Source organism: Vibrio nigripulchritudo (assembly GCF_027924785.1).
GTDB lineage: Bacteria > Pseudomonadota > Gammaproteobacteria > Enterobacterales > Vibrionaceae > Vibrio > Vibrio nigripulchritudo.
This window is the reverse complement of sequence record NZ_AP027050.1, coordinates 1,377,616-1,401,225: the sequence shown is the minus strand read 5'-3', so window position 1 is coordinate 1,401,225 and position 23,610 is coordinate 1,377,616. Positions and strand designations below refer to the sequence as shown.

Here is a 23,610-nt window from a genome sequence, read left to right as displayed (position 1 = left end):
TATTGTGCTCAGAGATTTGGCAATTTGTGGAATAAATGAGACGGGAAAAATTCTTAGGTACGAACGTGAGCTTCAGGCGATATAGAAACGACCTGATTACGAAATAACCCTGCTTTTTTAGGGTATTAGAGTTTGTTGATATTTCTAAAAAAATTTAGCCAATACAAGTCAGCGAACGCTAGTCTCGTACCTTATCAACGGAGTTTCGTCTGACCAGAGTGGGGGAAAGAACCACAGATTCACTGTCGATCTTCTCACCATCTGCCAATGCCAGCGAAAGCCTTGCCGCTTGCTCTGCCATCATTTGTATCGGATAACGTATCGTGGTGAGTTTTGGGGAAAGGTATTTGGCAATAGGACCGTCGTCGAAACCGATCATGGAAACATTTTCAGGTACATCCAATCCGTTTTCTTCAAGGATGGACATTGCGCCAGCCGCCATGTAGTCGTTGTACGCAAAGACAGCGGAAATAGGTAAAGACTGGGTAAGCAGGTGAGTCATGGCATCTTCACCACCTTCACTGTCTGGATTTCGATGAACAATGTAGCGATCAGACAGTTCAATGTTGTGATCGCGCAGTGCCGCAAGATAACCCGAAACCCGCGCATCGACGTCTTCAATGTGGTGGGAAGAAGAGATACAGGCGATGTTTTTGTGCCCATGCCGAATCAGGTATTCGGTGGCAAGATAAGCGCCTTTGTAATTATCCAAAGCAATGCATCGGTGAGCGATAGCGGGGATGTGACGATTGATTAGCACCATGCCTGGTACTTCCTTTGTGTAAGAAAGCAGTTCTTCGTCGGTCAACCCTTTGGCGTGAATAATCAAGCTTTCGCATCGGCTATTTACCAGCAGTTCAATGGCTTCTCGCTCTTCATCGGCATTGTGATAACCGTTTCCGATTAGCAAATGCTTTCCGCGGGTATGAGCGACGTCGTCTACTGCCTTGATCAATGTGCCAAAAAAGGGATCGGAGACATCACTGACCAGAACACCCATGGTGTTTGTCGACTGGCTAACCAATGCTCTGGCATTAGCATTAGGACGGTAGCCAAGTTGCGCCATAGCCTGACTGACAGACTCTATCGCTTTTTGACTGGCTTTCGGTGAGCGGTTGATAACTCGGGAAACGGTGGCGACGGATACACCAGCCGCTTTTGCGACGTCCTTGATTGTTGCCATTGATGGGATCCTGAAAAAAGTGACCCTTTACTGTAACCGTTAGTGAAAACAAAAGGCAAACTTCACGTATAGATCAATGATCCAGTGCACTAAGGTAATGAATTAAAGAAACAAAATGAATGGAAAGCGTTTACATTTTCAGCGGCTAAGTGGTTAGCCGCTGAAATCATAACTCTAAAACAAAGAACCGTTTATCATCATATGGATAGCAATACTGATGGCGTATCCAATACCAATAACAGGTGCCCATTTTAGATGCCCGAAGAAGGTGTATTTCCCATGAGCTGCCCCCATTAATGCCACGCCAGCCGCACTACCAATAGACAACAAGCTACCACCCACACCAGCGGTCAAAGTTACCAGTAGCCAGTTACCGAGTGACATATCGGGTTGCATTGTCAGCACCGCGAACATCACCGGAATGTTATCGACAATAGCGGAAAGTATTCCCACCATGACGTTAGCCCAAACCGGATTCCATTGGGTGTACATGATTTCTGAAACCAAGCCGAGATAGCCGATAAGGCTAAGACCGCCCACGCACATCACGACACCATAGAAGAAGAGCAGGGTATCCCACTCGGCGTGAGACACACGGCGGAATACATCAAATGGAACCACGGAGCCTAAGCGTTTTAGTGCCTCTTCATCGTGTGATGCCCGAGCTTTAGCTCGTTTCTTTGCCAGCGACATAGGGAGAGTTTTTCTCAGGAAGAAGCCGAAGAACTGCAGATATGCCAGCCCCATCATCATGCCGATAACAGGAGGGAAGTGCAGGAAGCCGTGGAATGCAACGGCGGTTGCTATGGTAAGCAAGAAAAGTACAACGATTCGCTTGGCACCGCGTTTTAATTCGACCACCTCTTTCACCGCATCAGGTTGTTCTTTCGGAATAAAGAAAGACATGATGAGCGCAGGTGCTACGTAGTTAGCAACCGAAGGAACAAACAGGGTCAAAAACTGGCTGAAAGAAACCAGCCCTGCCTGCCAGACCATTAAGGTGGTAATGTCGCCAAATGGGCTAAATGCGCCGCCCGCGTTAGCCGCAACCACAATGTTGATACAGGCAAGATTAATAAACCGGGTATTGTCCCCGCCAACTTTCATTACGACAGCGCACATCAAAAGGGCGGTTGTGAGGTTGTCGGCAATCGGAGAAATAAAGAAGGAGAGAATCCCAGTAATCCAGAACAGAGTACGCAGGTTGAACCCTTTATTCACCATCCATGCCTGTAAAGCATCAAATAGACGCCGTTCTTCCATGGCGTTGATGTAGGTCATTGCCACCAACAGGAAGAGCAGCAATTGGGCATACTCTAATAAGTTATGCTCCAAAGCATGCTTAGCCACTTCTATTTCGCCATTGGCTTGAAACGCAAAACCAATCATTAGCCAGATAATACCGGCGGCCAGCAGCACAGGTTTGGACTTTCTGAGCTTTAAATATTCTTCCCCCATCACTAAGCAGTATGCGAGCCCAAAAATAATGAGCGAAGCGTACCCAACGGTGGAGGTGGTGTAACTTGTGGATGACTCAGCAGCTAAAACGGGAATAGAAAAGAAAGAAGAAAACACAATCAGCAGGCGTAAAAAAGCACTCATCACTTACTCGACTCCTTGAGGTTTAATTTATCCTAAAATATCGACTGCATCTTATGGCAGCTATACATCACTGAAGTGTTTAAATCAGGAATTGATTGACCGAGTTCCGGAAAGGGCTGAGAAAATTTGGTGACCTCTGACAATCGTTTACACATTCAAACAAAGTGATGTTGCGGGTATTTTATACAACTTAGACACGTATAAAAGTGATGTAGCTTGGGTATCCGGCTCCGCTTCCATGAAAATCAGAGTTTTATGTCCGCTTGACTTCGTTAAGGGATTTTTGACGGGTATAAATTCCATAGAACGACAAGAGTTGTATTGGTTTTGGTAATGTGGATACTGATGAAATACTGAATAAAGTTTGGTGACAGTGCGCTGTTTTTAACCGAACTCAAAGCGGAGAAGTGAAATAATCTCAACAGGCAGTTGATACAATTTAGACTTAACGCCCGATTTTATGAACTTTTGTCGTGCTTTGTGTGTATCTACAGTCGCTTTGGTTTAGTCTATACGCGTTTTCGCCTGCGCTTATACCCAAGTATCTTGAATACCTTCAGGTTATTTGGGTATAAGTTTGAAATATTTTGGGGGAAAACACCATGTCCAATGAATGGGATGAATACGCAGAAAAATGGGAGCAAGATGCTTCTACTGCGATTTATGCTCAGAAGGCTTTCGAAGAGCTCGAAAAGCTGGTGAGCCTTGAGGGACTTAAAGTCTTGGATTTTGGTTGTGGCACAGGGTTGTTGTCGCAGAAACTTTCACCGTTGGTTAAGGAAATTGTCGCGCTTGATTCGTCCGAGAAGATGATCGAGCAACTAGACGCAAAAGAATTGCCGAACGTCGAGCCCGTCGTAGATGAGCTCACGCGTGGTTTGGTCGCCTATCATCCTGCCTTTAGAGGTCAGTTCGATATTGTTGTTGCGTCTTCCGTATGTGGATTCCTTGGCAACTTTGACGAAACCGCCAAGGTCATTCAATCGCTATTGAACGAAGGTGGTTTATTTGTTCACTGGGACTGGTTGGCTGAAAACGACAAAGAAGACCACGGGATAACCATTAAGCGAGCTAAGAAGACACTGGAAACTTCTGGTTTTAGCAGCGTGACAGTCGAGACACCATTTACAATTGAATCCCAAAAAGGCGATTTGTCGGTTCTGATGGGTGTAGCTCAAAAGTAATTTGAGCCGATCCTATTATTCAGAGTAGGTGCGAAGAATCCGTTTGAAGAATCTGCTAAGCTGTCAGAGTTTATAACGCATAAAGAAGTGAAATGGGACACAGTATTTCGACTCAGACTCGACAGTATTACCGATTGAGATACCCAAAAACCGAGCGACCACGTATTAAAGCGTGGGGGCAGCAGTTCCCCGTGACTGAGATTTCTGAGAAAGGGCTTCGCCTACTGTTCTCGTCTGAAGTAAAAGTAGGGCGAGGAACAGAAGTGGAAGGAGTCGTTATTCTAAGTAGCGGCGAATCCGTCGAAATAAAAGGCGAAGTGCTTAGACTCGATGGTGCTGAGCTGGTGATAAAACTCGCAGAAGGTCCGAGCTTGAAACACATGACTGCTGAACAAATTCGGATTCGGAAAAAATATCCGGGCTTTTTCGACTCAATAAAAACGAAAAATGAATCAAACAGGCAAGCCGACTAGGCTTGCCTTTTTAGTTCGAGATCCGCTATCACTTCATCTAATGAACGCTGTAGTACTGTGCCTTCGAGTGCGTTCTGTAATTTCGTGTCATCAAGAGCCAGTGGCTTTTGCCATAAATACCTCATTTCGCGTACTGCTCTCATTTGGTATGAAAATAGCCCAATGATCGCCAGTGCCCACCATGGAAAGCGTTTGGCTTTCACCGGAAGTCCACGAACTTTCTGTAAGCTTCTCTCAATCTCTCTGAAAGTAATATTCAAGCCTGCATAGTGGTATGTCTCTAACCTTTGAGTCTCTTCTCGTTCGAGTAGCTTCGTGACAACATTGGCGAGATCGGGCAGGTAAGCCCAAGAGTGTGTTATGGAATCATCCGCTGGTAACTGCAGAATGGTTTTATCTTCTTTCATTTCGACCAGGAAGTTAAACCATGCACTCGGCGCATTTTGAGCGATAAAATCTCCAGTGCGAATCAGTAGAGCGTTTCCACCAGCGTCACAGAAATCTTTGACCTGGTTTTCCATCTCCGCCCGCAGTTGTCCTTTGCTGGATACGGGGGAAAATGGCGTTTTCTCGGAGATAGTGGGCGATCTTTCTGGGTCATAATTGTAAACATTGGCGGGAAAAACCAGCTTTAGCCGATGTTTTAAAGCGACTTCTAAAGATGTATTAAGCCACTGTTTACAATACTTGCTCCAGAGGTGATATTCGGGGTTCAGCCCGTAAACCAGTACATCCTGTCCATTTGCAATCTTCGAGAGAAACTCAATATCGGTTGCGTCTCCTTCTACAATGTTGAATTGCATCAATTCTGAATCCAGCTTTGCCTTAGAACGTGTGATTCCGGTTACCGCCCATCCCTCGTTTTTTAGCGCCAGCGCGACATATCGCCCAAAGCCTCCTGTGATTCCGAGTACCAGAGCGCTTTTGCCATTCTCTGCATTTTGATTATTTTTTGATTTGTCCATAATCCATTTCTACCTAAAGATGTTTGTCGGTTGAAAGTGATTATTGCTATAGTATTTTGAATTTAGAATGGATGTATTTCTATATCAGGTATTCATAAATGAATATTGATTGGCAGTGGATTCACCATTTTCTGGTGGTAGCGGAGCAAGGCAGTTTATCTAAAGCGGCGGAGTTGCTTGGGCTTTCTCAACCCACGCTAACAAGGCAGGTACAAAGGCTTGAAAAGGAGTTGGGCTATGCGTTGTTCGAACGATCAACACAAGGTTTGAATCTGACGGAAAATGGTCACGCCTTGATCCAGTCGGCTCAGGGGATGTCAGATGCTGCGGATCACTTTCTTCGGTCTGCTCAGGGAAATAAAGAAGAACTTAAAGGAACGGTTCGCATTAGTGTCAATGAGCTGTTTGGTCACTTCTTATTACCACCAGCATTGGTGGCATTTCGTGAACATCATCCATCGATAGAGTTTGAAATTGTCATCTCGAACGAGGCATCTAACTTGTCAAAGCGAGACGCGGATATTGCCGTCAGGATGTTCAGGCACAAGCAACACGATCTGGTCTCTCGAGTTCTACCCTCTATCCCATTAGGTTTCTATGTCCATCAAAGTTACATTGAGAAACACGGCTTGCCAGATTCATTGCAGACTTTGAGCGAGCATCAGATCATCGGTTTTGATCGCTTCACTAGCTTTATTGACGAAGCTCGGCTCCATGGTTTTGAATTATCTCCAAGTGATTTCAGCTTTCGCAGTGACAGCCTGATGCAACATTGGCAGCTTCTAAATCAAGGTGCTGGAATTACAGCTACCCATAAAGGGCTGGCAGAAAAGAATCCTGACCTTGTTCGGGTGCTACCAGATATGCCCATTTCAGAATTACCTTGTCACTTGATGGTTCATCAGGATATTCAAACCAACACTAAAGTGCGTACCTTATTGAACTTCCTCGGAGACTGGTTTGAAAAACACGGTTATAAATACATTGACTAGACCAACAAATACGAACAAACCCTAAAGTTTCGATAAATTCACTAACTGACGAGTGTATTCGTGCTCCGGCGCGTTGAACAGTTTCGCGGTATCACCTTGCTCTATCACTTCGCCCTGTTTGAGCACTAAAGTGTAGTGACAAAGCGATTTAACGACATTTAAATCGTGGCTGATGAACAAATAGGTTAGCCCGTACTTTTCCTGAAGCGACTTGAGAAGATCCAGTACCTGCGCCTGAACGGTGCGATCAAGTGACGAAGTGGGTTCATCAAGCAACACAAATTCAGGTTTAAGGATAATGGCTCGTGCAATCGCGATGCGCTGTCTTTGCCCACCTGAAAACTCATTTGGATAGCGATGGCGAGTTTCTGGGGCTAGCCCGACTTCACTCATGGCATTGCAAATTCTGCTATCGAGCTCATTTTCAGGCAGATCTTCATGCACTTTAAGCCCTTCGCCAATAATTTGAGCGACCGACATTCTGGGATTCAATGCAGAGAAGGGGTCTTGAAACACAACCTGAATGCGCTTTCTTAGCGGCAACATTTGTTGGCGTGAATAGCTGTTGATTTTTTCGCCATCAAAGAGAATAGTACCCTCACTATCAAGTAAGCGTAGGATAGCCATCCCAGTTGTGGATTTACCCGAGCCGCTCTCACCGACTAACCCGATGGTGTGCCCTTTCAATAATTGAAAATTTACGTTGGTTACTGCTTTTACATGAGAAACCACACGTTTGAATATACCGCCTGTGATGGGGAACCAAACTTTTAGCTGCTCTGCCTTTATCAGCTCTTCTGATTCTGGATTTACCTCTACTGGTAGACCTTTTGGATCGGACTCAATGAGCAGTTGAGTATAAGGGTGTTCAGGGTTGGCAAAGATGTCTTCACATCGACCCGTTTCAACTAGATTTCCGTGTTGCATGACCGCAACTTGATCCGCAATTTGTCTGACGATACTTAGGTCGTGAGTGATGAACAGCATAGCCATTCCCAGTTCTTCCTGAAGTGATTTCAACAGATCCAGGATTTGCGCCTGAACGGAAACATCCAGTGCCGTCGTTGGTTCGTCTGCAATCAAAAGTTCCGGTTCGTTAATCAGCGCGAGAGCAATCATGACGCGTTGCCTTTCTCCCCCTGAAAGTTCATGTGGGTAGGCGTCGATTTTAATGTCCGGATTTCGGATCCCCACTTTGTTAAGCCATTGCAATGCAAGCTCTCTGGCTTGATTGGAGCGCATTCCTCGATGGACTTCCAATGTTTCGACCAGCTGCCTTCCAACCTTGTGTAATGGGTTTAGCGACACCATGGGTTCCTGAAAGATCATGCCAATTCGACCACCACGTACTCCTCTTAGGTGCCTTTCACTGCAAGTAAGGAGATCTTTATCATCAAACAGAATGCTGCCGGAAAGGTAATGCGCGCTGCCTTTAGGGAGCAACCTGAGTATGGCATTAGCGGTAACCGATTTGCCTGAGCCACTTTCACCCACTAAAGCCAATGTTTCGCCTTTACGAATGGATAAGTTTACGGAATGAGTGACGACTTCGACGTCATTTCTTCGCCCAAACCCGACGGATAAATCACGAATTTTCAGAATCGTTTCAGTCATGGTTACCTCTGTTGGTGGGGGTCGAAGGCATCACGTACCGCTTCACCAATAAATACCAGCAGGCTTAACATGATAGAGAGCACGACAAAAGCAGATATGCCAAGCCAGGGAGCTTGCAGGTTGGCTTTACCCTGAGCCAGCAGTTCTCCGAGTGAAGGGGAGCCGACTGGCAGCCCGAACCCAAGAAAATCCAAAGATGTTAATGTGGTTACGGAACCAGACAATATGAACGGCATCATGGTTAAAGTCGCCACCATGGCGTTGGGCAGCATATGTCTTAGCATGATCCGTCGATCGCTGACGCCCAAAGCGTGAGCAGCTTTTACATAGTCGAAGTTTCTGCCTCTGAGGAATTCAGCCCGGACAACACCGACTAACCCCATCCAGCTAAAAAGCACCATGATGCCGAGTAACCACCAAAAATTAGGCTCCACGAAGCTGGACAAGATGATCAGCAAAAACAGCGTAGGCATGTTTGACCACACCTCAATGAAACGCTGACCGAACAAATCCAGACGCCCACCGTAGTAGCCTTGAGAAGCGCCGACCACGACTCCAATCACGCTGGAAACAATGGTCAGGGCAAAGCCAAACAACACAGAGATTCGAAAGCCATAAATAATACGAGACAGTACATCTCGCCCCTTATCGTCCGTGCCTAGCAAGTTCACGTCGTCAGGCGGGGAAGGGGCGGGGTGAGTGAGGTCGTAATTGATAGTATCGTAGTGAAAAGGGATCCAAGGCCAGATTAAGTAGCCTTTTTCTTCGATGAGATCTTTGACATATGGGTCGGTGTAATCGGCTTCGGCTTCAAACTCTCCACCAAAATTGGTTTCTGCGTACTCGAAGGCGACAGGGTAGTACCATTGCCCGTCGAAACTGACCAATAGTGGTTTGTCGTTAGCAATGAGTTCTGCAAACAGGCTCAATATAAACAGGAAGCTGAACAGCCAAAGCGACACCAGACCACGTTTGTTGGCTTTAAAGCGTTGCCAGCGAATTTCATAAAGTGGACTCATGATTACCTCGCTTCAAAGTCAATTCTTGGATCAACCCAAGTGTATGTAAGATCGGAGATAATACTGAGCAGTAAGCCAAGCAGCGTCATGATGTACAAAGTGCTAAACACCACCGGATAATCTCGCTGAATGGTCGATTCGAAACCAAGTAAACCAATGCCTTCCAAAGAAAACATCACTTCGATAAGCATGGAGCCAGTAAAGAAGATGCTGATAAAAGCGCTAGGAAAGCCTGCGATAATGATGAGCATGGCATTTCTAAATACGTGCTTGTAAAGAATGCTCTGCTCGTCCAACCCTTTGGCACGTGCCGTAACCACATACTGTTTATTGATCTCATCCAAAAACGAGTTTTTGGTCAGCATACTAAGGGTCGCAAAGCCACCAATGACCATAGCTAAAGTGGGTAAAGCCAGATGCCAGAAGTAATCGATAATCTGCTGATACCAGGTTAGCTGATCAAAGTTTGAAGAGACCAAACCACGCAGCGGGAACCAACTGAAGTAGTTGCCACTGGCAAACAGGATGATCAGAAGAATGGCGAACAGAAAGCCGGGAATTGCATATCCGACAATCACCACCGCACTGCTCCAGATATCAAAGCGAGAGCCATGGTGGATGGCTTTTAAGATACCGAGTGGAATCGAGATTAAGTAGATGATTATTGTGCTCCACAGCCCCAGTGATATAGAGACGGGAAGGCGATCAACGATAAGGTCGATTACGTTGCCACCTTTAAATAAACTGTCGCCAAAGTTGAAGGTAGCGTAGTTAATAAGCATGTCGAAATAGCGTTCGTGGAGTGGTTTATCAAAACCAAACTGCTTTTTGATTTCCTCAACCACTTCTGGGTCCAGCCCGCGAGAGCCACGGTAGTTGCTTCCCTGATCATCGGCAGGCAATGATTGCGCGACTTCTTGCCCGCCCCCGGTAAAGCGTTCCATGATCCCTGATTCCAGCCCTTGCATTTGCGCTAGCGCTTGTTCTACAGGTCCACCCGGTGCAATTTGAATAACAAAAAAGTTGATGGTGATGATTGCCCACAAAGTTGGGAGCACCAACAAAAGTCTTCGAATAATATAGGCTGTCATAGATCCATTACTACTTTGGTCTGAGCGCCAGCCTGTTGGCTGGCACTTGTTATTATTTTTGGTATTAACGACGCTTTTCAGGCAGTTTTTGGGCTTTTTCCGTATCTATCCACCAGGTATCTGCACCTAAATCGTAGGTTGGACTTTTTTCCGGTCTTGCGAATTTATCCCAGGTGGCAATTCGGAACATGCCTGTGTGCCATGAAGGAATGGCGAGGAAATTCCACTGCAATACGCGATCAAGTGCTCGACCAAGGTAGATAAGTTTTTCTGGATCGTCCTGACTGGCGGCGATTTGCTCTGTCAGTGAATCGATGCTGCCATCGACTAAACCGGGTCGGTTGTAGGTACTGTCCAGATAGCTACTGTGCCAAACTAATTGAACATTTGGGTTAGGGTAGTTACCCGAGGAGATTGAAGCGAAGACCATGTCGTAGTCTCTGTCACGATAGCGTTTCAGATACTGAGTGGTATCAATGGTTCGAATTTTCATCTCTATCCCCATTTGCTTCATATTCTTCTGAATAGGGATAGCGATGCGCTCGGTGCTCGGGCTGTAAATCAAAAGTTCAAACGCCATGGGTTCACCCGTTTTGACGTTGGTCATGACTTTATTCTTGAGTTCCCAGCCCGCGCTTTTCAGTAACTTGAATGCGGTGCGCATCTGGCTACGAATTCGTCCACTGCCATCAGTTGCTGGTGGAGCATAAACCTCTGTGAATACACGATCCGGCACTTTTCCTTTGAAAGTGGAAAGGATTTTCAGCTCTTTTTCATTTGGTAAAGCTTTCGCCTGATATTCGGTATTCTGAAAGTAACTGCTGGTGCGAGAGTATTGGTTGTAGAACAGGTTTTTGTTCATCCACTCAAAGTCCATGGCATAAGTCAGAGCTTCACGAACACGAGCATCCTGAAAGACGGGGCTTTGAACGTTGAAAATAAAACCTTGCATGGCTTGCGGGATGGAATGGGTAATTTCTTCTTGCTTGATATAGCCTTTATCGAAGTTAATGCCGTTGTATGCTGTTGCCCAGTTTTTGGCGATGGTTTCCCGACGAAAATCATATTCGCCTGCTTTGAAGGCTTCAAGCATCACGGTATCGTCACGATAATAGTCGTAGACGACCGTATCAAAGTTATTGCGTCCAACATTTACAGGCAGCGACTGAGCCCAGTAGTCTTTCACACGGCTATACGTAACACTCTGCCCAGACTTGTAGTCTGTTACTTTGTAAGGACCACTTCCAACTGGCGGCGTGGATAAAGGCTCTGAGAAATCTTTGTCTTTCCAGAAGTGCTCGGGCAGAACAGACGTACCACCGCCTAGCGAGAACAAGACTTCTTTGTTTCCATTGTTCAGCTCAATTCGAACCGTTTTATCGTTAAGTGCTTTAACAAATTTGACGTCTTTGTAGTAGGTGCGGTACTGAGGGACACCTTTAGTCATGAAGGTTTGGAACGTGAATTCTACATCGTGGGCAGTGATCGGCGTGCCATCGTGAAACTTCGCGTCAGGGCGTATGTCCACTTCCATCCAGTCATAGTCTTTGGTGTAGCGGGCTTTTTCTGCTATCAGAGCGTAGGAGGTATTGAGTTCATCTGTAGAGCTGTAAAACAGGGTATCGTATAACTCTCGGGTGTAAGCTGCCGGGTCCCCGCGTGAAGCAAAACGGTTGAAGTTGTCATAGGTGCCAATCACTCCATAAGTCACTTTTCCGCCTTTGAGGGCATCTGGGTTAACGAAATCAAAGTGCTGGAAACCCGCGGGGTATTTAGCCTCTCCAAAACCAACCAATCTGTCGGTCTCGATAACTTCTGATGAAAAAGCCACTCCCCAATGAAGAGCCAGACCTAATGCAACCGCTATTTTCTTTTGCATCCACATTCTCCCTGTCTAGATCCACCGATCTACGCTTAAAGTCTTTGTTTTGATTAAAAAACCGTCGTCCTGTATAGATTTTTAGCAGCTATGTGCTGATTTGAAAAGAGGATATACCTTCTAATGTGACCTGTTTTTTCGTACAAAGTGCAATAAAAAACGCAGCGACTAAGCGCTGCGTTTGGTTTTATGCGTGTGTTGTTTCAGTGGGTTTCCGCCTTTGAAAGAGCGATAAGGCTTTGTTCTTTATCCACTTTAGGATGTTCCCGATGTCTTGCAGAATCAGGTAGAGACAAGGAACGAGCACCAGGGTCAGCAATGTAGCAAAAAGAACTGCAAAACCAAGTGCAACCGCCATAGGGATAACAAATCTGGCCTGTAGGCTTGTTTCGAACATGATGGGTAAAACGCCCGCAAAGGTGGTGATGGACGTGAGCAATATGGCTCTAAATCGTGCGCATCCCGCTTCGATCACCGCTTCTTTCACAGACAAGCCTCTTGCTCTTGCTTGGTTGACGTAGTCCGTCATGACAAGTGAGTCATTAATAACCACACCGGCAGCAGCGATCAACCCGAACGTTGACATCATGCTGAGATCTAGCCCGAACCAGTAGTGCCCCCATATCGCGCCAGTCAGACTGAATGGAATGACTGACATGATGATCAGAGGTTGAGAATAGCTCTTCAAAGGCACGGCAAGCAGTATGTATACGATGATCATACCGGCGATAAAGAAGGCGATCTGTTCATTTTGCTGAGCCTGCTGTTCTTCAATTGAGCCGCCTAACTGCGTTTTTACCCCGGGGTATTTTGCTAAAAGATCAGGGAGTAGTGTCTCTCGAACTGTGCCGACTACTTCATTAGGCTCGACAACTTCTTCGTCAATTGAGCCATAGACATACACAGTTCGATATCCACCTTCTCGACGAATGCTGCTGATACCCGGTTTTTGATCTATGGTTACCACGTCACCTAACATGACTTTCTTGCCTTCAGGTGTAGTGATCACTGCATATCGTAAAGATGAAAACGCTTCACGTGTTAGCTGAGGGTAGCGAACCATGACTTTGACTTCTTCACCGTCACGAATGATTCTCTGCGCTTCTCCACCGTAGAAGCTACCACCAACCTGAAGTGCGATGGACTGGAGATCCAAACCCAGGTCATAGGCGACAGGGGCAAGGGAAAGCAGAACTTCTTTGCTGCCCGTGTCTATGGACGAAGATATATCGTACAGACCAGTCTGCTGCTGAAGTTTAGTAATTAACTCACGACCAGCATCATTCAATACATCGATATCAGAGCCAAAGAGCAGGTAACCAAATTCATCGCCACCATCGCCGCCATTAACGTCATCTTGGATGGTGATGGTTTTCAGTCCCGGAATAACAGGCAGACGTTCACGCCAGAGCCTGGAAAGTTCAAACGTATTGAAAGGCCTCAGCTCTTCATCGACGAGTGGAATAACGAGTCGTCCACCAGTTCGACCGCGGCTCATTGAGAGCAGGTCTTTGATCATACCCTGACCGTGCTCTTTGATGGTTTCATCTTCCACTTTCCAGATCACTTGCTCAATAGTTTGCAAAGCTTCAATGGTCTGTTCATCGGAGACGTTGTCATTCATCTCGATTTTGATACCCGGGAAATCGTGTGGAACCTTGGGAGACGGAACAACGCGTACATGATTGGAGAAAACCAGAGCGAGACTAATAGCCAGAATACCTGCAAAGGTAGCCAGCACCGACCAGCGCCAGTGTGTGCAGGTTTCCACAAATCGACGGTATGGACCATTAACAAATCCGAAGAATCGCTTGTTAAAGCGGTCTCGCCAACTGCCTTCTTTAATTGGTGTGAAGTTTGTGTGAGCAAGGTGAGCAGGCAGGATCAACTTGGATTCAATCAAACTGAATATCAGACACAAAATAACAACAGAAGCGATGCCAAAGAAGAATGCACGTTCCGGCCCGGTCGACATAATGAATGGTGCAAATACAGCGATGGTGGTAAGTACGCCAAATGTTGCAGGTGTCGCAACCTTTTTCACGCCTCTGACGACGTTGTTGATTCCCCCGCCGTGTTTTTCGATTTCCGAATAGGCACTTTCCCCCATGACGATGGCGTCATCAACGACGATACCAAGCACCATAATGAAGGCAAACAAAGAAATGATGTTAATACTGACGCCAACCACTGGCATCATCATCATGGCGCCCAGGAAACAGACCGGAAGACCGACCATTACCCAGAATGCCAGTTTCACTCTCAGGAAAACACTGAGCATGATGGCAACCAATACCGCACCCTGAAGCAGGTTTTTCAACATCATGTCCAGTCGGGCGTTCAGATAGTAGGTCATGTCGACCAGCGTTTTTATCTGCATGCCGTCAGGTAGTGTTTTGTTTTTCTGCTCTATGTATGTCTTTACCGATTCGGCAACTGGGATAATGTTTTGCTTTTTGGTGGCGTTAACGGACAGATAAACCGCATTTTGCCCAGAGTATTTGAAGTGGCGCTTACCTTCTGTAAACCCGTCTTTTATTTTTGCTATGTCCTGCAGATAGACTTTCGCACCGTTGTCGCCAATCTTAACCGGAATATTACGGAACTCTTCTCCACGGTAATATTGGTTTTCAATACGTACGGAAATCATGCCTGTATTCGTACGGACTTCACCTGCAGAGTAGTTTGCCGAATAGCGCTTAATGGCTTCGGTTACGTCATTAAGCGTTAAGTCGTATTTCCTTAACGTGTCTGGGTGAACCTCTATTGCGATTTCTTCACTTGGCGCACTAAGCTCCACTAAAGATACGTTTCCAAGCTGGAGTAACTCGTCTTCGATTTTTTTGGCAAGAGGTTTAAGTTTGCTGATCGGCATGTCGCCCACCAACGCAAGTTCAATTACTTCCTGCTGCCATTCAACCTGATAAACATTTACAGGTTCCATAGCGGCAGGGAAGGTCGAAATGGTGTCGACTTTCTGCTTCACTTTGTCGAGCACGTCTTTGAGGTCTTGGTCGACGTCAATCTCTAACGACAGGTGAGCACTTCCGCGTGACGCACTGGAAACCGCTTTCTTAATGCCAGTGACATCTTTCAGCTGTTCTTCGATCTTGATGAGAATGCTTTCTTCGATTTCCTGAGGCGAAGCTCCGGGGTAAGACGCACTGATATTAACGTAGTTGACTTCAACGTTAGGAAACATCTGTCTCTGGATGAAGAAATAACTCACGACACCCATGATGATGATAAAGACCATCAATAAGTTAGCTGCTACTGAGTTATTTGCAAAGTAGGCTATCAACCCGGTTTCTTTGGGTTGGTTTGATGTATTCGAATCCATGAATCAGTCCTTACTTAGCCAATTTTGCAGATTCTGTTCCCGACTGAGCGACTTCTACACTCATGCCTTGTTGCGGGTATTCAGGGACAGTCAGTACAACCTGATCCGTTTCTTCAATGCCGCTACCAATCAAGAAGAATTCGCCTTCTTCACGCAATACACCAACCGTTCTGGGTTCGAGGTGATTGTTTTCATCGACAACCCATACCGTTCGGTTCTTAACTAATTCTTGCGGAAGGCGATAGATGTGTTTCAGCTCTTTTCCTGCAAAACTCACCTGAACGTAAGAACCAAATTTCAACGCGGGTTCTCCAGACTGAATGCCATATGGGTCATCAAGTTGTACGACCAGGTTCACCATACGTGTGCTGCTGTCAACTAAACCCAAATCACGTGCGATATAGCCTTCTCGCTGGATGGAGCGAATACCGTTTTCTGTGATGGATGCTTTGATGCCTTTCGGTTGTTCAGGCAAGAATGAGCTGTCAAAACCGGCGATAGGGATACTCACTTCTGCGGCTTCAATATTGTTGAGTTCTGCCACCTCTGAACCTGCGGAGATGAACTGACCGACACCAATATTTCGGGAGACAACCAGCGCGTCATAAGGGGCATAGATGGTGCAATTTTCTAGGTCACGTCTCGCTCGTTTTAACCCAGCCTGAGCGGATTTAACTTGCGCTTTCGCACTCAGAACCTGCGGCTTACGCAGGTACAAATCCGTCACTTGCTTGTTGTTGAGCTTTTTCGCTTGCTTCTCGGCTACTTTGGCTTTTGCCTGCTCTTCTATCAGAGAGGCCTTTGCGCTGGCCAGGGTTGCTTCTGCTTGCAGCACCGCGGCTTCATAGTTGTCTCTCTCTATTTGAAATAAGACTTCACCACGTTTAACGATGCCACCTGCAACGAAATTAGGGTGCCAACTGATGACCTCACCCGAAACCTGTGCTGACAATCGCGTTTTCTCGACAGGGGAAATTTCACCAAAACTGGTGATCACCACCTGATGATCGCTTGGGAATATGTTTTCAGCCTTAACTGTGGGAATGCTTAAGACTTCTTTCTTTTCTTCTGGCTCGGGACCGTTTGCCGCAATGACACTGAATGCGCCATAAGCGCCACCTAGAATGACGACAGGTGCCAACCAACGAATGGATTTACCTAACATTTGATTCCCTTTTGTGTTCAAAATGCTTCTCTAAATACGAATTTGTTTATGTTCTGGTTTTGTTCTTAAACCAGAGACACTCAAAGCCCAAAAACGTTCACACTATCTATATTTGTAGGTGATACATTTTAAAGCTAAATAGCAAGCAAGGTGCCAGCTTTATATGCTTTAAAAAACAAATGGTTAAGTTAAAGCTCTGTCTGAATCTGAACGCGATGTGGTGCAATAAACCACATGTTAGCGACATCCGCCAATCTTAATATGCTAAGCATCAGACAAGTGCGCTCTATTCAACAATCTCGTAGTGATTCTGCTCCTTCCAGCATTAACAACTTGTTAGAGCCTTAGAACTTATCGACTGTTTCTGACCGGCGGTGGAGCGTTTTACTTATAGTAAAATTTATGTCTAAAGCTCAGTAAACTTTAAGCAAATACTTGGCTAGAGCTCGATTTTTAAAGCTGTACTGATGCCATTATAATTAGATAACGTAAAGAAAGAGTGACAGTTTGTGACCACTGTTTTCTATTAACACTGTGTGATGTCTAGTTTGAAAAGCAGTCAAACAAATAAATTATGACTAGAGATGAAGAGTATATTTATATCTATATGTGTGAGATGCATTCAGACTTTATTTTATGGTAATGGTTGACGAAGTGAATAAAACGATATTTAAAGAATAAACAGGCGAATTTGTTTAAACCTTTCCATCCAAATAGTTCAGTTATTTATAAAATTAACATCTAGTTTAAAATTGTAATAATCATGAGTTAATGAAAAGAATTATCATTTTAATTAATGTTAAATTGAAAAAGATAAGCCAAGGTTAATCGTAATGGCTGATTGGCTTTTCACCGAAAAACTCAGTTTCGATTTTCTACTTATAAAAAATATTTATCCATTTATAACAAATAGTTATGATTTCATTGGAAATTTTAATTTTTAGTGGAAGTATAGATGTCTAAATGGCGCTTATATATTGAAATTTCGACTTGTGATTCGAAAATTTCCCAAAAAATATTAGTATTTAATGGCTGTTAATTTTCTGTAACAACCTTTAATAATTCTATCAATTATTTTTTATTGTCTGTTATTCGATATAAAAATATACAGTTATTAATGGATCGCCAAATAACTGACTGCAAGTCAAATTAATGGCTCAATAATTAACCAGTTAATTTATGTAAAACGTATTTTTATTGTGGACAAAAATGTGATGAATCTCTATATTTCACCTTTCTATAAATGACCAGCAAGGATGCAGTGAAAAACTGTATGAGGTGTCTATGCCATTTTCTTTGAAAAATATATCAATTCGAGTCCAGATTCTTATTCCAGTATTGATTCTTGTGATTTCTCTTTTCGGTTCACTTTGGGTAACGAAATTCAACCTAGAGGCAGAACAAAAGGACATGGCAGACAACGTCAGTTCGCTGGTTTTTTACAAAGATACGTTAGCGAAGCTGGACGACACCATTTACCCACTTCGTATAAGCGCGGTATACGCCATCTACGATCCAAGCCGTCGTGACGATTTTCAACAGCATCTGCGTGAAAACAGTCAAATCCTCACCACTAATCTTGCTCAGTTAGAGAAAACAACGGTTTTCCAACATGAAGTTGAAAAAGTAAAGAACGCTATTTCAGCTTATGTCGATTACTCGCACCGTGCTGTTCCTGTGCTCGACAAGCACGATGAGGGCACGCTTTCTGATGCGGAGTTTGATGCGTTTATTTCTCAATACCGCACCGTGGGTAATGACATGGTTGAAGAAATCAACTCGCTATCAAAGCGTGTTAACGACTACGCGATGGAGCACCTGAACGACAGCCTGCAACGCAATGAAGACGTTAAAGCCAATGCGACTTACATTTTGCTGGTGGTATTTGCTATTTCCTTAGCTCTGGCTTGGTGGCTATCGGGGCTAATTGTGGAACCTGTGACCAAACTTCAGAGTGTGATGCGTAAGTTGGCAGAAGGTCATCTGACTGTGCGCGCTGAACAAGACGGTGAGAACGAAATTGCAAAACTGGGTGCAGACGTGAATACCACAGTTGCACAGCTTCATACGACTGTTGAGTCTCTGACTCGAATCAGTGAAGACGTTGCTTCAGCATCTACAGAGCTTGCGGCTGTAATGACTCAGGCAGAGCGCAACGCGCAACAAGAACAGAATGAACTGGATCAGGTTGCTTCTGCAGTGACTGAATTGGCTAGCACGGCTGACAACGTTTCTGACAATGCAACAGCAGCAGATTCAACGGCAAAACAGGCTGATCATCTTGCCAAGGCTAGCCTTGAAGTCTTCCGCGAAGCGGGTGATGCAAACTTGCAAATGTCATCTGCGTTGAATGATGCAGCTCAGGTTGTGACGCAACTTCAGGATCAGTCAGAACAGATTAACAATGTTGTTGAGGTAATTCGCGGAGTTTCAGAGCAAACTAACCTGTTGGCACTGAACGCAGCAATTGAAGCGGCACGTGCAGGTGAGTCTGGTCGCGGGTTTGCCGTGGTTGCGGACGAAGTAAGAATGCTGGCAGCTCGAACTCAGGATTCCACTCAAGAGATTCAGGCAATCATCGAAGAACTTCAGGCGAAGTCCGGGCTTGCAAACCAAAGTATGCAGACCAGCCTGGAAATGTTGAAGCGCAATGAAGAGTTGAGTAATCAGGCGAATGACTCTGTGGTTGGCATTACCGAATCCGTTGCTGATATCAATGATATGAATGCGCAAGTAGCGACAGCAGCAGAGCAACAGTCTCAGGTTACTCAAGATATCAACCGCAACATCAATAACATGTCTGAGTTAGTTAACCAAAACGTAACGGGGATAAGCCAGAGTGCCACCGCAAGTGGTGAACTTTCTGAACTGGCGGAACAGCAGAAACACCAGCTCTCATTCTTCAAGTTATAATCTCTTCTTTCAGACCCGCCAGATGGCGGGTCTTTTGTCTGAGCACGATCTCGCTTTTGCTTCATCTCTTCTGCTATAACTGCTTAGTACAAAACCGTGTCTGATTAAGACATGGTTTGTGCGAGAGGTTATACGTCAGGCAAGGAAGGTTAAAGAATGAAGAAAGTTGCGGTAATTTTAAGTGGTTGTGGTGTTTACGACGGCGCAGAAATTCACGAAGCAGTACTATCACTGTTTGCTATCGAACAGAATGGAGCTTCGTGGCACTGCTTTGCTCCTGACATCAGTCAGCACCACGTTATCGATCATTTGAAAGGTGAAGAAGTCTCAGAGACGCGTAACGTCCTAACAGAAGCGGCTCGAATCGCTCGTGGAAATATTCAGGATGTGGCAAGTCTAAATGTAAGTGAATTCGATGCGCTGCTCGTTCCTGGCGGGTTTGGCGCGGCTAAGAATCTTTCAACGTTTGCTTTTGAAGGGAAGGAGAGCAAAGTTGATGACACAGTGCTATCTGCTTGTAAAGCGTTTGCTTCTGCAGGAAAGCCTGCCGGTTATATGTGTATTGCTCCGGCTTTGTTGCCTGAAATTTATGGGCAAGGCGTCAAACTGACGATAGGAACTGATGCAGAAACAGCTGCAACACTTGAAACTATGGGAGCTGAACATGTGGATTGTCAGGTCTCAGATATTGTTGTAGACGAAGCAAACAAGTTGATAACTACGCCAGCTTACATGCTTGCTAGCTCCATCTCGGAAGCGTCATCAGGCATTAATAAGCTGGTTAAAGCTTTACTCGACCGCCTATAGCATCCATTTACTGGCAGACCTAGCCAGGTCTGCCATCGACTCTTGGTGTACATAACATAGGCGCAAAATGCCAGACAAACATGCCAAAGGCGACTACCCACAAAAGCGCTGATACATGGATAAACCCCATCATGTACGAAGGCATAACAGAGACACCAATTGCCCTTAAAACAGCAGCCAGAATAAGCGCTCCAAAAGCCAGCCACATACTCGGTCCTTTGTAGATTTCTCGACCCGTGTGTCCCATGGTCACTCTGGAAATCATTGACAGAATTAACCCACCCAAAGCACCAAGTGCGAATAAATGGATCATGGTGTGATTAACAAACGAGTCCGACGTTAATCCTTTAATCGCCAGTCCTAAAGGAATACACAGATACGCCAAATGCAGTGACCAGACCAGAGGTTCAGAAAGTGTCTTCCATGGTTTCCAGCGGGCAACACGATAAAACTGCCCCACAGCTGAGGTAAGCATTAGCCACTGACCGATTTGCGGTGGTAGGAGTGGAAAAAAGCTGGTGATGAACAATAGTACTAATGGGAAGTTTGCAACCCATTCTAACCATACGATAGGTTGGGGTTTTTCGAACTGAAAACGTCGGGCGGTAAAAAAAGGAATGACACGCCCACCCATAATGGCAAGCAGCAACACAAACCACCACATCATGGATTGCCATACTGCACTCGCTGGAAAGGGGGGCATACCCTTAATAGCGGCATAGCTCGCAAAGTTAGCAACGGTTGCCAGCAAAAACATTGGAATAAAAAACAGGTTTCGCCAGCCTTTTGTTTTAAATACACGCCAGCCAACTTCCCATGCGACCGCGAGCAAAAAAAGCGCTTCAATTGAAGAGACCAGCCACAATGGTGCTGGCGTCCAGAACAAAAGTCGGGGTATCAACCAGAGTGAAAAGATGATGGCGAGAACTTTCCCTTTAGTGCCGTTCACTCCTGTCCAGTTTTGTACTGCGGTTAGCACAAATCCGGCGACAATGGCCATAGCAAATCCAAAGAACATTTCATGCACATGCCACCATAATGCTGGCACACTCAGAGCGGCGGGTTGGCCTTTTTGAAAGGCGTAAACCCAAACGAGAACTGCAACAATGGCGTACAAAGCACCAGCCAGAAAGAAAGGACGGAAACCAAGGCGAAGTAACGGAGGGATACGATTTTCAACACGCAGATCAGTAATGTTTAGCATAGGAAACACCTACAACCTTAAAGATGCATTTATAATACAACTTTAAGGTTATTAAGCCAGTGAAACTTTGATCAAGGTTAGGGGGAGAGGATCTTTTTAGAAAAAACTAACGATTAACGCCTCTGATCAGAGGAAGCAATTCGCCCAACAATGTGGAACTGCTTCCTCAGATAGAGATTATTAGTGGGAGATATTCAGATTCAGTTGGAGATCGTAAGGCAGAGCCGACAAACGACGAGTAATTTTGTTGCGTGTTTGCTCAATATCTTTGATATCAATGGCTTTCTTGTTGGTCAGAATATCGACATCAACCCGAAGTTCGCGACCAATTTTTGTTACACCAGTGACTTGAATGTCCTGCGGCATCTCTTTTTCTACCGCCGAGATATTGTTATCTACCTTCTGACATAGTTCTTTGTCTGGTGACATCATCAACAACTCTCGCGCTGCTTCTCTAAGCATGTCGAATGGCACTTTAATAAAGTAGAACGACATTAAAAGCATCATTAAGGGATCAGCATAAACGGCGTATACGCTTGCTGGTGAAACGGAAACCAGCCACGCTATCACGAAGCCTGCCGTCACCGCGACACTTAACAAGGTATCCATTTGCCACTGTTTGGATTCGGCTTCAATCAGCCCAGAAGAATGTTGCTTGCTTTTACGTGCAATAAACCACCATGCATACCCACAACCTAATACATTAACAACCCCAAACAGAGTTGCGATCGACGCGTCGACTTCGCGACCACCAGTGAACATGGCTTCTATAGCCGAGTAAAGGGAATAGCTGACTACCGCGAGAATTGTGGTGGCTTTGATGATGATAACGATGGGTTCAATTACCGCTCGTCCAAAAGGAAACTGAGCGTCAGAGGGCTTTTGAATGTACCAGGATGCAGCAAGTGACAATAAAGTTAACAGTAAGCTGACTAGAGAATAAACGCCGTCAAAAACAATGACTAATGAACCAACCCATAGCCCCAGCACTAAACCACCAAACGCAAAGCCTGATGCTAAAAGGGCTGAAAAGGTAAGAACACTATTTTCGTTTTTGCTTGTCCTGGCACACATAAAATATCTCGGTGGTAAACACTCTTTTATTTTTCGTGCTAGATGGTGTTTTTACAAACAGTTTATGGCTAGTGATAGAAATGAAAATAGATAAAACAAACAAAAAACAAATTAAAACAATAGGTTATTGATTAATCTTGGTGTCATGAATATTGACGGTGAGTGATATGTGCCTTAATTAAACAGAGCCAATCACTCGATGGAACGCAGATGTTGAGTGCGAAGCTAGAAATCAAACAAGTAGTCACTGAGTTGATCGGCTAGCCATACCATTGCGGAATCTTCTGTCATACCCGCAGCCGTGAACATGCAGTAATCTTCCTGGGTCAGACCATAGGTATGCTTGATAACCGAAATCCGTTCTTCTCGAAGTAAAGGACGGATTAACGGTTCAGGTAGTACGCCCCACGCATCTTCATCAAGAATGGTATTGAGCATGTAATCAAAGCTGGAGAAGCCAATGTAGCGTAATGAAAAGGGTTGTAGCTCTGGGTTGTCTTTTTCATTCAGGTAAGCGATAGAAGCCTGCATTGCGTTTCTCAGGTCTTCATCCGCCACACGACGCATTTTGGTAAGCGGATGCCCAGATCTGCAAACTGACATCATGCGAATTTTACCAATTGGGTGATAGGTGACTCTTGGATCATCAATGCGTTCGTAATCGACGCCAAATGCAAAATCGACTTGCTGAGTTTCAACCAGGTTCGCAAGGTCGCCACTGGACGCAAGAACGATGTTGAAGGAAGTTGCAGGGAATTTCTTGTTGATTTGATGAGCTAAATTTTGCCACAGCTCATCCGGTAGTGAATCGTCGCGAGCAATCCAAACTTCAGCGTTAAATTCGCCAGACACTTGGCGGCAAGTCTGCATAATGCGTTTTTGAGTCACAAGCATGCTTTCACAATCTTTGTATATCGCTTTGCCTGCTTCTGAAAGGCTTAAATGATTGCCTGCTCTTACAAAAAGCTCGGTATCCAGTTCTTTCTCCAGTGCTTTTATCGCCATGCTGAGTTTAGTTCGGTTGCACTCAAGTTGTCTTGCAGCTTCCGAAACAGATCCTAAATCAGCAACAGTGCAAAAGGCTTCGATTTGGGAAAGGTTCATG

General features: G+C 45.2%; 17 protein-coding genes. 5 read left to right on the top strand and 12 right to left on the bottom strand.

The window, feature by feature from the left end:
* Nucleotides 1-178: 178 nt before the first annotated feature.
* Together QMG91_RS24620 and nhaD are read right to left on the bottom strand one after the other, a co-directional pair.
* A complete protein-coding gene (locus QMG91_RS24620; RefSeq protein ID WP_004404330.1) occupies nt 179-1,183 on the bottom strand; it encodes a substrate-binding domain-containing protein in 1,005 nt (334 codons plus the stop codon).
* 174 nt (nt 1,184-1,357) lie between these two features.
* A complete protein-coding gene (nhaD, locus tag QMG91_RS24615) occupies nt 1,358-2,785 on the bottom strand; it encodes a sodium:proton antiporter NhaD (RefSeq protein ID WP_004404329.1) in 1,428 nt (475 codons plus the stop codon).
* A 602-nt stretch (nt 2,786-3,387) separates the two neighbouring features.
* On the opposite strand from nhaD, the gene QMG91_RS24610 reads away from it, so the two are divergent.
* Both QMG91_RS24610 and QMG91_RS24605 read left to right on the top strand, forming a co-directional pair.
* Complete coding sequence (locus tag QMG91_RS24610; protein ID WP_281830660.1) at nt 3,388-3,969, top strand: class I SAM-dependent DNA methyltransferase; 582 nt, start codon at nt 3,388-3,390, stop codon at nt 3,967-3,969.
* 92 nt (nt 3,970-4,061) lie between these two features.
* Entirely contained in the window at nt 4,062-4,442 is a 381-nt protein-coding gene (locus tag QMG91_RS24605) for a hypothetical protein (protein WP_004404326.1), read from the top strand.
* Here QMG91_RS24605 and QMG91_RS24600 read toward each other — a convergent pair.
* A complete protein-coding gene (locus tag QMG91_RS24600; RefSeq protein WP_281830657.1) occupies nt 4,439-5,407 on the bottom strand; it encodes an NAD-dependent epimerase/dehydratase family protein in 969 nt (322 codons plus the stop codon). The genes QMG91_RS24605 and QMG91_RS24600 overlap by 4 nt on opposite strands.
* A 98-nt stretch (nt 5,408-5,505) precedes the next feature.
* On the opposite strand from QMG91_RS24600, the gene QMG91_RS24595 reads away from it, so the two are divergent.
* Nucleotides 5,506-6,399 (top strand): LysR family transcriptional regulator, encoded by an 894-nt coding sequence (locus QMG91_RS24595; RefSeq protein ID WP_281830656.1) that lies wholly within the window; start codon nt 5,506-5,508, stop codon nt 6,397-6,399.
* A 21-nt stretch (nt 6,400-6,420) separates the two neighbouring features.
* On the opposite strand, the gene QMG91_RS24590 is transcribed toward QMG91_RS24595, so the two are convergent.
* From QMG91_RS24590 to QMG91_RS24565, 6 genes are all read right to left on the bottom strand, one after another.
* Nucleotides 6,421-8,013, bottom strand: a complete 1,593-nt coding sequence (locus tag QMG91_RS24590) for an ABC transporter ATP-binding protein (protein ID WP_281830654.1) — start codon at nt 8,011-8,013, stop codon at nt 6,421-6,423.
* Between the two features lie 2 nt (nt 8,014-8,015).
* Nucleotides 8,016-9,032 (bottom strand): ABC transporter permease, encoded by a 1,017-nt coding sequence (locus QMG91_RS24585; RefSeq protein ID WP_281830653.1) that lies wholly within the window; start codon nt 9,030-9,032, stop codon nt 8,016-8,018.
* A gap of 2 nt (nt 9,033-9,034) precedes the next feature.
* Nucleotides 9,035-10,123: a microcin C ABC transporter permease YejB gene (locus QMG91_RS24580; RefSeq protein ID WP_223097566.1), complete on the bottom strand. Its 1,089-nt coding sequence runs from the start codon at nt 10,121-10,123 to the stop codon at nt 9,035-9,037.
* Nucleotides 10,124-10,187: 64 nt separating this feature from the next.
* Nucleotides 10,188-12,002, bottom strand: a complete 1,815-nt coding sequence (locus QMG91_RS24575) for an extracellular solute-binding protein (protein ID WP_281830650.1) — start codon at nt 12,000-12,002, stop codon at nt 10,188-10,190.
* A 187-nt stretch (nt 12,003-12,189) separates the two neighbouring features.
* On the bottom strand, nt 12,190-15,342 hold the full coding sequence (locus QMG91_RS24570; RefSeq protein WP_022561595.1) for an efflux RND transporter permease subunit: 3,153 nt from the start codon (nt 15,340-15,342) through the stop codon (nt 12,190-12,192).
* Between the two features lie 10 nt (nt 15,343-15,352).
* Nucleotides 15,353-16,507: an efflux RND transporter periplasmic adaptor subunit gene (locus QMG91_RS24565; protein ID WP_004407266.1), complete on the bottom strand. Its 1,155-nt coding sequence runs from the start codon at nt 16,505-16,507 to the stop codon at nt 15,353-15,355.
* 1,284 nt (nt 16,508-17,791) lie between these two features.
* On the opposite strand from QMG91_RS24565, the gene QMG91_RS24560 reads away from it, so the two are divergent.
* Together QMG91_RS24560 and elbB are read left to right on the top strand one after the other, a co-directional pair.
* Nucleotides 17,792-19,420: a methyl-accepting chemotaxis protein gene (locus QMG91_RS24560; RefSeq protein WP_022599211.1), complete on the top strand. Its 1,629-nt coding sequence runs from the start codon at nt 17,792-17,794 to the stop codon at nt 19,418-19,420.
* Between the two features lie 156 nt (nt 19,421-19,576).
* Entirely contained in the window at nt 19,577-20,227 is a 651-nt protein-coding gene (gene elbB, locus QMG91_RS24555; protein ID WP_281830648.1) for an isoprenoid biosynthesis glyoxalase ElbB, read from the top strand.
* A gap of 19 nt (nt 20,228-20,246) precedes the next feature.
* On the opposite strand, the gene QMG91_RS24550 is transcribed toward elbB, so the two are convergent.
* The 3 genes from QMG91_RS24550 to QMG91_RS24540 form a co-directional block, all read right to left on the bottom strand.
* Nucleotides 20,247-21,431, bottom strand: a complete 1,185-nt coding sequence (locus QMG91_RS24550; protein ID WP_004407270.1) for an NnrS family protein — start codon at nt 21,429-21,431, stop codon at nt 20,247-20,249.
* Between the two features lie 180 nt (nt 21,432-21,611).
* Nucleotides 21,612-22,505 (bottom strand): cation diffusion facilitator family transporter, encoded by an 894-nt coding sequence (locus QMG91_RS24545; RefSeq protein ID WP_281830647.1) that lies wholly within the window; start codon nt 22,503-22,505, stop codon nt 21,612-21,614.
* Nucleotides 22,506-22,730: 225 nt separating this feature from the next.
* On the bottom strand, nt 22,731-23,609 hold the full coding sequence (locus QMG91_RS24540) for a LysR family transcriptional regulator (protein ID WP_004407275.1): 879 nt from the start codon (nt 23,607-23,609) through the stop codon (nt 22,731-22,733).
* Nucleotide 23,610 lies beyond the last annotated feature (1 nt).